The sequence below is a fragment of the Pseudomonas sp. 10S4 genome, from assembly GCF_034344865.1.
In the GTDB taxonomy this organism is placed as follows: domain Bacteria; phylum Pseudomonadota; class Gammaproteobacteria; order Pseudomonadales; family Pseudomonadaceae; genus Aquipseudomonas.
The window spans coordinates 3,471,724-3,482,471 of record NZ_CP133774.1 but is presented as its reverse complement, the minus strand read 5'-3'; the positions used below and the strand labels follow the sequence as shown (position 1 = coordinate 3,482,471).

Genomic DNA, 10,748 nt, shown 5'->3' with positions numbered 1-10,748 from the left:
TTACTTCCCTGTAATTATGGAGTTAGAAAGATATTCATTAATCTTCTGAAGCGCTTCGGGTGCACCCAATAACGATTTAGTCGAGGTCCCTACACGAGCAGCCCCTCCTGCAAAATCGAAATCATGCAATCCGACCGTGCAATGGACTGTTAAATCACCAAAATCTACATTTTCCAATTGTGTTTTATTAAACTTCAAAAGATCGGCACGACTCACTCCACTTTTTAAAATATGCTCCCATGGAGAGTCCAGGCCATCACACGCTATTGCACGTGGTGTTCCGTCACCTCGGCGCCAATCACTAATCACAAAATCCTTAACTGAAAAATAATTCTCAGTACTAGGAGGCAGCGCATTAAGCCAGAGCTCCAAGCCTGGATAATTTTTTAGTTTTACAATAAGCCCTCTAGGCCAATCGGTAGTTTTATACCCCACAGCATATGACCCAGTGGATGCCTTTCTTGTATACAACCTGGCCGTCACATAGAAATGTCCCCAGTGGGGTTCCGGTTCTATCATTTTCTCCACATAGACTGGGCGAAGTTCAGTCCCCGTCCACCAAAAGCCCCCCTCTAGTAGATCTGCAACACATTGCCCATTCCTCACGGAAGTACCTAGGCGTAATCCAGTTAACCGAGCTCTATCAATAAAGCTTCCACCGAAAATTGGAATATGATCCAAATCGCCAATTTTTTTACTGCATGCTTCTGACTCCTTGCGGCTACGCTCCCGGTATTCCGCCATTTCCTCCCATTCAATGTAGAACCCTACAGACCAATAGCAAAAAGCCAAAAACAATCCGTACTTCAGTATCTTCCCACACCACCTAGACATACCTTTGCGAAAAAACTTAAGCATTTAAAGCTCCCTTTTAAATGATCATACAGTTTGTTTTTTAGCAACAATCTGAAATCGCACGGTCAAAAATATCAAAATACGCCTTCACCCCATGTTTGATATCGAACCTGATTGCCGTCGATCTAGCTGAGTCTCTAATCAAGCCAAAGTCTCCGCCTGACTTCAAAACACCGCACACTTTTCGCGAAATCTCCTTACTGTCAAAAAAGTCCACCAGCAACTCATTGACTCCGTCAATAACCACCTCCTTAATCGGTGCGGTATCGGACCCGATCACGACACACCCAGACGCCATCGCCTCTAACATCGACCAAGACAACACGAAGGGGTACGTCAAATAAACATGAATCGTTAAAAACGTAGCTCATTATTACTTCCCTGTAATTATGGAATTCGAAAGGTATTCATTAATCATCTGAAGCGCTATGGGTGCACCCTGTAACGATTCAGTCCCTGTTCCTACACGGGCGTCCCCACCTGCAAAATCGAAATCATGCAATCCGACCGTGCAATGGACTGTTAAACGACCAAAATCTACATTTTCCAATTGTGTTTTGGTAAATTTCAAAAGTTCTGCCCGAGTCACTCCACCTTTTAAAGTCCTTTCCCTTGAAGAGCCCAGGCCGTCACACGCTATCTCACGCGGTGTTCCGTCACCTCGGCGCCAATCACGAATTATGAAATTTTTAACTGAGAAGTAATTTTCCGCGCTAGGAGGCACAGCATTAAGCCATAGCTCCAACCCCGGATAATTTTTCAGTTTTACAATAAGCCCCCTAGGCCAGTCGGTCGTCTTACGCCCCACAGCATATGGCCCAGTGGATGCCTTTCTTGTATACAACCTGGCCGTCACATAGAAGTGTCCCCAGTGGGGGTCCGGTTCTATCATTTTCTCCACATAGACTGGGCGAAGTTCAGTCCCCGTCCACCAAAAGCCCCCTCTAGTAGATCTGCAACACATTGCCCATTCCTCACGGAAGTACCTAGGCGTAATCCAGTTAACCGAGCTCTATCAATAAAGCTTCCACCGAAAATTGGAATATGATCCAAATCGCCAATTTTTTTACTGCATGCTTCTGACTCCTTGCGGCTGCGCTCCCGGTATTCCGCCATTTCCTCCCATTCAATGTAGAACCCTACAGACCAATAGCAAAAAGCCAAAAACAATCCGTATTTCAGTATCTTCCCACACCACCTAGACATACCTTTGCGAAAAAACTTAAGCATTTAAAGCTCCCTTTTAAATGATCATACAGTTTGTTTTTTAGCAACAATCTGAAATCGCACGGTCAAAAATATCAAAATACGCCTTCACCCCATGTTTGATATCGAACCTGATTGCCGTCGATCTAGCTGAGTCTCTAATCAAGCCAAAGTCTCCGCCTGACTTCAAAACACCGCACACTTTTCGCGAAATCTCCTTACTGTCAAAAAAGTCCACCAGCAACCCATTGACTCCGTCAATAACCACCTCCTTAACCGGTGCGGTATCGGACCCGATCACCACACACCCAGACGCCATCGCCTCTAACATCGACCAAGACAACACGAAGGGGTACGTCAAATAAACATGAATCATTAAAAACGTAGCTCATTATTACTTCCTTGTAATTATGGAATTCGAAAGATATTCATTAATCATCTGTAGCGCTTTGGGTGCACCCAGTAACGATTCAGTCCCTGTCCCTACACGAGCAACTCCACCTGAAAATTCGAAGTCATGCAGTCCGACCGTGCAATGGATTGTTAAACGACCAAAATCTATATTTTCCAATTGCGTCCTATTAAACTTCAAAAGATCGTCCCGTCCCACTCCACTTTTTAAAGTCCTTTCCCATGAATAGCCCAAGCCGTCACATGCGATCACCCGCGGTGTTCCATCACCTCGGCGCCAATCGCGAATTATAAAATTTGTAACTGAGTGATAATTCTCAGCACTAGGAGGCAGAGCATTAAGCCAGAGCTCTAACCCCGGATAATTTTTCAGTTTTACGATGAGCCCCTTAGGCCAATCAGTAGTCTTACGTCCCACCGCATATGGCCCAGTGGATGCCTTTCTGGTATACAACTTGGCCGTCACGTAGAAATGTCCCCAGTGGGGTTCCGGTTCTATCATTTTCTCCACATTGACTGGGCGAAGCTCAGTCCCCGTCCACCAAAAAGCCCCCTCTAGTAGATGTGCAACACATTGCCCTTTCCACACGGTAGTACTCAGGCGAAGTCCAGTTAACCGAGCTCTATCAATAAAGCTTCCACCGAAAATTGGAATATGATCCAAATCGCCAATTTTTTTTACTGCATGCTTCTGACTCCTTGCGGCTACGCTCCCGATATTCCGCCATTTCCTCCCATTCAAGGTAAAAACCCACCAACCAATAGCAAAAACTCAAAAGCAGGCCGTACTTCAGTAACTTCTTAAACCCCAACTCTTACGTTTACGAAAAATCTTAAACATTTAAACTCCTTTTCAAATGATCAAACAGTTTGTGTTGAGTAACAGCCTGAAATCGCACGATCAAAAATATCAAAATAGCCCTTCACCCCATATTTGATATCGAATCTGATCGCAGTCGATCTCGCTGCCTCTCTAATCAAACTAAAATCCTCGCACGACCTCAAAACACTGCAAAATTTTCGCGCAATCTCCTCACTGTCAAAAAAATCCACCAGCAAGCCGTTTACTCCATCAACAATCACCTCCTTAACCGGTGCGGTATCGGACCCGATCACGACACACCCAGACGCCATCGCCTCTAACATCGACCAAGACAACACGAAGAGGTACGTCAAATAAACATGAATCATTAAAAACGTAGCTCATTATTACTTCCCTGTAATTATGGAATTCGAAAGATATTCATTAATCATCTGAAGTGCTTTGGGCGCACCCAGTAACGATTTAGTCGAGGTCCCTACACGAGCAGACCCTCCTGCAAAATCGAAATCATGCAATTCAACCGTGCAACGGACTGTTAAATCACCAAAATCTACATTTTCCAATTGTGTTTTATTAAACTTCAGAAGATCGGCCCGACCCACCCCACTGTCTAAAACTATTCTCGATCGCGAGCCTAAGCCGTCACACGCTATCTCACGCGGTGTTCCGTCACCTCGGCGCCAATCACGAATTATGAAATTTTTAACTGAGAAATAATTCTCAGCACTAGGAGGCAGAGCATTAAGCCAGAGCTCTAACCCCGGATAATTTTTCAGTTTTACGATGAGCCCCTTAGGCCAATCAGTAGTCTTACGTCCCACCGCATATGGCCCAGTGGATGCCTTTCTGGTATACAACTTGGCCGTCACGTAGAAATGTCCCCAGTGGGGTTCCGGTTCTATCATTTTCTCCACATTGACTGGGCGAAGCTCATTCCCCGTCCACCAAAAAGCCCCCTCTAGTAGATGTGCAACACATTGCCCTTTCCACACGGTAGTACTCAGGCGAAGTCCAGTTAACCGAGCTCTATCAATAAAGCTTCCACCGAAAATTGGAATATGATCCAAATCGCCAATTTTTTTACTGCATGCTTCTGACTCCTTGCGGCTACGCTCCCGATATTCCGCCATTTCCTCCCATTCAAGGTAAAAACCCACCAACCAATAGCAAAAACTCAAAAGCAGGCCGTACTTCAGTAACTTCTTAAACCACCAACTCTTACATTTATGAAAAATCTCAAACATTTAAACTCCTTTTCAAATGATCAAACAGTTTGTATTGAGTAACAGCCTGAGATCGCACGGTCAAAAATATCAAAATACGCCTTCACCCCATGTTTGATATCGAACCTGATTGCCGTCGATCTCGCTGAGTCTCTAATCAAGCCAAAGTCTCCGCCTGACTTCAAAACACCGCACACTTTTCGCGCAATCTCCTTACTGTCAAAAAAGTCCACCAGCAACCCATTGACTCCGTCAATAACCACCTCCTTAACCGGTGCGGTATCGGACCCGATCACGACACACCCAGATGCCATCGCCTCTAACATCGACCAAGACAACACGAAGGGATACGTCAAATAAACATGTACCACTGAAAGTTGCAGAACAGCTCTATAAGTTTCATAAGGCAGTCTGCCCGTAAAATGAATATTTGACAGATCAACATCCAACTCAGCCATCATTTTGCTGCGCCAACTTTCATACCCTACGGGCTTTCGCCCATAACTTACGCCATCGCCTCCCACTATCACGATGTTGGCGTTCGGACACTGGGCCTGAATATAAGGAATGGATCTCATGAAACTATGAAACCCACGATAGGGCTCAAGATTCCGGGCAACATACGTCACGATGGGTTGGCCTGCACTTATCACATACCCACTGGGTAGCGTCACAGAGTTGACCTGTACAGCGTCAGGCAATTGAAAAGGAATACCCTCATGAATAACGTGAATTTTAGATTGATAACTCAAGGGAAACAGGCTTCGCTGCCAATGGGTAGGCGCAATTCCAACATCGCATTGTTCAAGATTCAAAAGGTGCATTGAATTCAGCGGGCGAAGGCTTGAAGCAGCACCAGTGGCACACGGAAACTCCGGATCAAAATCCATATCCGTTTTCTTTGAATGATAATAATATTCACAAAAATGAATCAGAGGAGAATCTGGATACACATCCTTGGCGAACAGTGTTTCACCCCATCCTGGATGAGCGAGAATCACATCCGGGCGATAACCTTCCTGCTTAAGCTTCATCAATATTCTAAAAACTTGCTGCCCATCAACTATCGCCTCTTCATATTTATACAAATAGGGATGAGCTAAACTCGATGTTTTTCTCACAGGTCTATAACGAAACAGCTTTATGCCAGAAATGCCGGGAGCGGTGTCTCGCCCTATCGCGGTAACGGTGATACCCGGTCGATTCAACGCCGCCAACGCAACATGTCGAAACTGACCGGGAAAGTTTTGATGAACAATAAGTAAATCCATGATCCAGCCGGTGTCCTTCCTTAGATACCTCCATTAAATTGAGATTTTTCAACATCAATATGAATATACAAACGCTAACAAATACGCAGAAATAAAACTGTAGGAGGGTTCCGAGAACTTCCTAGGAGAAGGTGCAATTTACCCGGGCAAAAAAAGCGGCGCTTAATGCGCCGCTTTTTTGTAGCTGCTTAACGGTGGCCATCGCGACCGTCGTGATCGCCACGTCCACCTCGGTGGTCTCCTCGACCATCATGACCACGGCGGTCATTGTCCCAATTGCCGCGATTGTGGCCGTCCCAACCACCTCGGTCATGCCCTTGCCAGCCACGGTTCTGGGACTGGTAGTAGCGCGGTTGCGCCTGGTAATAACGCGGCGCCGAATAGTAACGAGGGGCCGGTTGGTAGTAACGCGGTGCTGGCTGATAGTAGCGTGGGGCTGCGTAATAGCTGCCACCGCCCGAGTAGTAAGCCGGCGCGGGGGACGTGTAGACCTCTGAGCTGTAGTAGCTGGATCCTCCATCTCCGTAGGAATAGGGAGCGCATGCACCAAGGGACAAACTCAACACGACCAGCATAAGAATTCGGCGATACATAGCGGCCTCCTGGACCGCGAGTGAGCCACACCAGCGACGCTGGCAGGCGACAGCTCATTATTGGCGACTGTCGAAAGATCAGACATCGATTTCGGAATCTGGTGCGTTTATGAAACACATTGATACAAGTCGCCGATGAGAGGTTTTTCATCCGCCCATAAAAAACGGCGCCTCCAGAAAACCGGAGACGCCGCCGTATTCATCCGCTGATTAATGGTGCCCGTAGTGGTATCCGCCGCGGGAATAACGAGAGCCGTAGCCACCGTGGTAATAGGCGTGGTAACCACCGTAAAAACGTGGACCGTAGTAACCGCCGAAGTACCAGGGCGAGTAATAGCCACCGTAGTAGTAGGGCGAGTAATAACCGGGTGAGTAGTAAGGGTCGGTGTATACCGCAGCAGGTGCCGGGTAGTAATAACAAGCTGATAGACCCAATCCGATCGATGCGCTGAGCAGGCATCGAAGAAGCGTTTTTCGACGGAACATGGCGGCCTCCTGGAAGACCAACGGCGGCAGTCGGCACAGGCCGGCCTACATAAGCTTTGACTCGAAAACCCTCGACAAGTGCGCCTTGGCGCCAACCTTCAGATCAGCGGCCAACCCGTCCCATAACAGTGCGCAGCCGCACCATCACAATGCGCCACGGCACCTGCAGCCACGGGCACAAAACCCGCAATGCCCCGACTAGAAGGCTTACGCCGACTTGGCACGGCTCTCGCTTTAGTAAAAGCGTGCAGGAGTCATCACAGGTTCGCGGCACCACAATTTGCAATGGCTGACTAGGGTTCCGGCTCGCTTAGGCGAGTGGCTGGTCCGAGAGTTGGCGACCTCCAGTTGAGGTTACACGGCGGGACAAAAGCCCGGGAGACAAGCCACCGTTTACGGTGCTGCTGCCTTCCTGTCCGCCCATCATCAACTGGAGAACCATCCCATGTCCCGACTACGTTTACCCGCCCTGCTCGCCGCTGCGTTCGCCGCCCTCGTGAGCGTCTCGTCCCAAGCCGCACAAAAAGACCACTTCAGCGTTTGCTGGACTATCTATGCCGGTTGGATGCCCTGGGAATACGCCGGCAGCCAAGGCATCGTCGACAAATGGGCGAAAAAGTACGGCATCAAAATCGATGTGGTGCAGCCTCAACGACTACGTCGAGTCGATCAATCAATACACCGCCGGCCAGTTCGATGGCTGCACCATGACCAACATGGACGCGCTGACCATTCCGGCGGCCGGTGGCGTCGACAGCACCGCGCTGATCGTCAGCGACTTCTCGAACGGCAACGACGGCATTGTGCTCAAGGGCGAAGGCAAGAAAGTCGCCGACCTCAAGGGCATGGACGTCAATCTGGTGGAACTCTCGGTTTCCCATTACCTGCTGGCCCGCGCCCTCGATTCAGTCGATCTCACCGAGAAAGACCTGAAAGTGGTCAACACCTCCGACGCCGACATCTCGGCGGCCTTCAATACCGATCAAGTCAAAGCCGTCACCACCTGGAACCCGATGCTCTCGGACATCAAGGCCAAACCCGGCGTGACCGAAGTCTTCAACTCAAGCCAGGTGCCTGGCGAAATCATGGACATGATGGTGGTCAACAGCGCCACCCTCAAAGACAACCCGGCCCTGGGCAAAGCACTCACCGGTGCCTGGTTCGAAGTGGTCGAGTTGATGAACGCGAAAAACGCCGCGAGCAAAGCGGCGCTGGAACACATGGCCAAAGCCTCGGGCACCGACCTGGCCGGTTTCCAGTCGCAACTCGACACCACCAAATTGTTCGCCACCCCGCAGGAAGCCCTGGCGTTCTCTAACAGCAAGCAACTGCCGGACACCATGCGCAAAGTTGCCGAGTTCTCGTTCCAACACGGCTTGCTCGGTGAAGGCGCCAAGGACACCAGCGCCGTCGGTATGGCTTTCGCCAACGGCGTGACCAGCGGCGACAAGGGCAACCTCAAGCTGCGCTTCGACCCGAGCTACGTGCAGATGGCTGCTGACTCCAAGCTGTAATAAAGGAGGACCTGGCCATGCGCCTGATCAATCGTCACCCGGATCGCCCGAGTCGCCTGTTGTTGGTGATCCTGCCGTTCGCCCTGGTGCTGCTCGCCTACTTTTTAGGCTCGGCCGAGCGGCTGACGGACAACCCCAACGACAAACTGCTGCCGAGCGCCGTGCAGATGACCGACGCGGTCAAACGCCTGGCCTTCGTCGCCGACACCCGCACCGGTGAATACGTGCTCTGGCAAGACAGCGCCTCCAGCCTGCGACGGCTGGTCATTGGACTGGGCATCAGTGCCTTGGCCGGGTTATGCCTGGGCATGGCGGCCGGGACTTTGCCGTTGTTCGGCGCACCGTTATCGCCATTGCTGACGGTGCTGTCGATGGTGCCGCCACTGGCGATCCTGCCGATTCTGTTCATCGTCTTCGGCTTGGGCGAGTTGTCGAAAGTGATGCTGATCGTGATCGGCATCACCCCGGCGCTGGCTCGGGATCTGGAACAACGCGCCCGGGAAATCCCCGTCGAGTTGCTGATCAAGGCCCAGACCCTCGGCGCCTCGACCTGGACGCTGATGCTGCGAGTGATCCTGCCGCAATTGCTGCCGCGCCTGCTCATTTCGCTGCGGCTGATGCTCGGTTCGGCATGGTTGTTCCTGATCGCCGCCGAAGCGATCGCCTCCACTGACGGCCTCGGCTACCGGATTTTTCTGGTGCGCCGTTACCTGGCGATGGACGTGATCCTGCCGTATGTGGTCTGGATCACCCTGCTCGCCTGGCTGATGGATTGGGGCCTGAAGCGCCTGACTCAGCGTGCGTTTCCTTGGTATGAAGGAGCGCGAGCATGAGCTTCATCACCGTGAAAAACGTCTGGCAGCAGTACGCCGATCAGGTCGTCCTCGAAGGTCTGAACCTGAACGTCAACGAGGGTGAGTTCTGCACCTTGGTCGGCGCTTCGGGTTGCGGCAAGTCGACCTTCCTGCGCTTGCTGCTGGGTCAGGAAAAAGCCAGTCGCGGCGAGATTTTGTTGGACGGCCAAGCCCTGGCCGGCGAACCGGACTCAAGCCGTGGCGTGGTGTTCCAGCGCTACTCGGTGTTCCCGCACCTGAGCGTGCTGGACAACGTCGCCCTCGGCCTCGAACTGCCGCGCTCGCCACTGCTCGGGCGCTTGTTCGGCAGCGCTAAAAAAGACGCCCGCGAACAGGCTTCAGTGTTGCTGCACAAGGTCGGCCTCGGCCACTCGCTGGACAAGTACCCAGCGCAGCTCTCCGGCGGCATGCAGCAACGGCTGGCCATCGCCCAGGCGTTGATCATGAAGCCGCGCGTGTTGCTGCTCGACGAACCGTTCGGCGCCCTCGATCCGGGCATCCGCAAAGACATGCATCAGTTGCTGCTGGAGCTGTGGCGCGAGACGCAACTGACGGTGTTCATGGTCACCCATGACCTGTCCGAAGGCTTCACCCTCGGCACGCGGCTGCTGGTGTTCGACAAGGTCCGCATCGACCCGCACGCCCCCGGCGCCTATGGCGCGCGCATCACCTACGACATCCCTTTGAACAGCGACCGCCGCGCCCATCGCGCCGCCGTCGATGCCTTGCCGATTGAATTGGCAGGCACGCTTCGCACCGCTTAAGAGGATTTTGCACATGACTGATTCGACCCGACTGTTCCCGCCCTTCGCCGAGGAAATGCTCCCTGGCGGCGGCCATCGTTCCTTCGTTTTGAAGCGCGGCCAATTGCTGCGCCTGACCGACCTGCGCGGCGGTGCAAATGTCAGCCTGACGCTGCTCAACGCCAATGAAAAAACCGAACGCCTGAACCTGCCCGACAGCCTCAAATGCCAACACACCGCCAAGCTCACCAGCGGCCATTGTTTGTACTCGGACATGGGCCGGGTGCTGGCGGCGATCACCGCCGACACGTGCGGCTGGAGTGACAGCCTCGGTGGTGTTTTGTGTGCTGAAGAAGTCGCAGAAAAATACGGCCAGGGCCGTTATCAGGAGCTGCGCAACGGCTTTTTCCGCAACGGCACTGACAACCTGCTGGTGGAACTGGGCAAGTGGGGTCTGGGCCTGTCGGACTTGCTGATGACCCTCAACCTGTTCAGCCGGGTGAACGTCGATGAGGCCGGGCGTTTCCACTTCGTCGAAGGCAATTCCAAGGCTGGCGACTACATCGAGCTGTATGCGCCGATGGACACGCTGGTGGTGCTCACCGCGCTGCAACATCCGATGGACCCGTCGCCGGACTACGCGCCGAAACCACTGAAGCTGAGCTGGATGAACGCAGACGCCAGTGTCGCCGAACATTGCCGCACCTCGCGCCCGGAAAACGAGCGCGGCTTTATCAACACCGACCGTTTGTTCGCCTGAGGATCGCTG

12 protein-coding genes, 1 pseudogene and 1 riboswitch are annotated in these 10,748 nt (G+C 51.9%); of the genes and pseudogenes, 4 read left to right on the top strand and 9 right to left on the bottom strand.

Going from position 1 to position 10,748, the window contains the following annotated elements; all coding sequences use genetic code 11:
- The 9 genes from RHM58_RS16155 to RHM58_RS16115 all read right to left on the bottom strand — a co-directional run bounded on the left by RHM58_RS16155 (window position 1) and on the right by RHM58_RS16115 (window position 6,868).
- The gene (locus tag RHM58_RS16155; protein ID WP_322270745.1) at window positions 1-858 is read right to left on the bottom strand and encodes a hypothetical protein; all 858 of its coding nucleotides are present in this window, start codon (window positions 856-858) and stop codon (window positions 1-3) included.
- A 37-nt stretch (window positions 859-895) separates the two neighbouring features.
- Window positions 896-1,165, bottom strand: a complete 270-nt coding sequence (locus RHM58_RS16150; protein ID WP_322270854.1) for a glycosyltransferase — start codon at window positions 1,163-1,165, stop codon at window positions 896-898.
- A gap of 578 nt (window positions 1,166-1,743) precedes the next feature.
- Window positions 1,744-2,085, bottom strand: coding sequence for a hypothetical protein (locus RHM58_RS16145; RefSeq protein ID WP_322270744.1), 342 nt, complete (start codon window positions 2,083-2,085; stop codon window positions 1,744-1,746).
- 37 nt (window positions 2,086-2,122) lie between these two features.
- A complete protein-coding gene (locus RHM58_RS16140) occupies window positions 2,123-2,380 on the bottom strand; it encodes a glycosyltransferase (RefSeq protein ID WP_416195328.1) in 258 nt (85 codons plus the stop codon).
- A 953-nt stretch (window positions 2,381-3,333) separates the two neighbouring features.
- Window positions 3,334-3,663, bottom strand: coding sequence for a glycosyltransferase (locus tag RHM58_RS16135; protein ID WP_322270743.1), 330 nt, complete (start codon window positions 3,661-3,663; stop codon window positions 3,334-3,336).
- A gap of 18 nt (window positions 3,664-3,681) precedes the next feature.
- On the bottom strand, window positions 3,682-4,539 hold the full coding sequence (locus RHM58_RS16130; protein WP_322270742.1) for a hypothetical protein: 858 nt from the start codon (window positions 4,537-4,539) through the stop codon (window positions 3,682-3,684).
- A 20-nt stretch (window positions 4,540-4,559) separates the two neighbouring features.
- A complete protein-coding gene (locus tag RHM58_RS16125) occupies window positions 4,560-5,789 on the bottom strand; it encodes a glycosyltransferase family 4 protein (protein ID WP_322270741.1) in 1,230 nt (409 codons plus the stop codon).
- 188 nt (window positions 5,790-5,977) lie between these two features.
- Window positions 5,978-6,382, bottom strand: coding sequence for a hypothetical protein (locus RHM58_RS16120; protein ID WP_201255631.1), 405 nt, complete (start codon window positions 6,380-6,382; stop codon window positions 5,978-5,980).
- A gap of 210 nt (window positions 6,383-6,592) precedes the next feature.
- Entirely contained in the window at window positions 6,593-6,868 is a 276-nt protein-coding gene (locus RHM58_RS16115; RefSeq protein ID WP_201255630.1) for a hypothetical protein, read from the bottom strand.
- A 282-nt stretch (window positions 6,869-7,150) separates the two neighbouring features.
- Window positions 7,151-7,251: riboswitch (guanidine-I (ykkC/yxkD leader) on the top strand.
- A gap of 62 nt (window positions 7,252-7,313) precedes the next feature.
- Here RHM58_RS16115 and RHM58_RS16110 point away from each other — a divergent pair.
- The 4 genes and pseudogenes from RHM58_RS16110 to RHM58_RS16095 all read left to right on the top strand — a co-directional run bounded on the left by RHM58_RS16110 (window position 7,314) and on the right by RHM58_RS16095 (window position 10,739).
- Window positions 7,314-8,382 (top strand): annotated as a pseudogene (locus RHM58_RS16110) (putative urea ABC transporter substrate-binding protein).
- Window positions 8,383-8,399: 17 nt separating this feature from the next.
- Window positions 8,400-9,215, top strand: coding sequence for an ABC transporter permease (locus RHM58_RS16105; RefSeq protein ID WP_322270740.1), 816 nt, complete (start codon window positions 8,400-8,402; stop codon window positions 9,213-9,215).
- Complete coding sequence (locus tag RHM58_RS16100; protein WP_322270739.1) at window positions 9,212-10,000, top strand: ABC transporter ATP-binding protein; 789 nt, start codon at window positions 9,212-9,214, stop codon at window positions 9,998-10,000. The genes RHM58_RS16105 and RHM58_RS16100 overlap by 4 nt, the downstream gene beginning before the upstream one ends.
- A gap of 13 nt (window positions 10,001-10,013) precedes the next feature.
- Window positions 10,014-10,739 carry an urea amidolyase associated protein UAAP1 gene (locus RHM58_RS16095; RefSeq protein ID WP_201255626.1) on the top strand — a complete coding sequence of 242 codons (726 nt, stop codon included), beginning with the start codon at window positions 10,014-10,016 and terminating at the stop codon, window positions 10,737-10,739.
- Window positions 10,740-10,748 lie beyond the last annotated feature (9 nt).

Bases quoted from the DNA above. Each gene is read 5' to 3' on its own strand.
- RHM58_RS16155 (WP_322270745.1), bottom strand. From the start codon at position 858: ATGCTTAAGTTTTTTCGCAAAGGTATGTCTAGGTGGTGTGGGAAGATA.
- RHM58_RS16150 (WP_322270854.1), bottom strand. From the start codon at position 1,165: ATGTTAGAGGCGATGGCGTCTGGGTGTGTCGTGATCGGGTCCGATACC.
- RHM58_RS16145 (WP_322270744.1), bottom strand. From the start codon at position 2,085: ATGCTTAAGTTTTTTCGCAAAGGTATGTCTAGGTGGTGTGGGAAGATA.
- RHM58_RS16140 (WP_416195328.1), bottom strand. From the start codon at position 2,380: ATGGCGTCTGGGTGTGTGGTGATCGGGTCCGATACCGCACCGGTTAAG.
- RHM58_RS16135 (WP_322270743.1), bottom strand. From the start codon at position 3,663: ATGATTCATGTTTATTTGACGTACCTCTTCGTGTTGTCTTGGTCGATG.
- RHM58_RS16130 (WP_322270742.1), bottom strand. From the start codon at position 4,539: ATGTTTGAGATTTTTCATAAATGTAAGAGTTGGTGGTTTAAGAAGTTA.
- RHM58_RS16125 (WP_322270741.1), bottom strand. From the start codon at position 5,789: ATGGATTTACTTATTGTTCATCAAAACTTTCCCGGTCAGTTTCGACAT.
- RHM58_RS16120 (WP_201255631.1), bottom strand. From the start codon at position 6,382: ATGTATCGCCGAATTCTTATGCTGGTCGTGTTGAGTTTGTCCCTTGGT.
- RHM58_RS16115 (WP_201255630.1), bottom strand. From the start codon at position 6,868: ATGTTCCGTCGAAAAACGCTTCTTCGATGCCTGCTCAGCGCATCGATC.
- RHM58_RS16105 (WP_322270740.1), top strand. From the start codon at position 8,400: ATGCGCCTGATCAATCGTCACCCGGATCGCCCGAGTCGCCTGTTGTTG.
- RHM58_RS16100 (WP_322270739.1), top strand. From the start codon at position 9,212: ATGAGCTTCATCACCGTGAAAAACGTCTGGCAGCAGTACGCCGATCAG.
- RHM58_RS16095 (WP_201255626.1), top strand. From the start codon at position 10,014: ATGACTGATTCGACCCGACTGTTCCCGCCCTTCGCCGAGGAAATGCTC.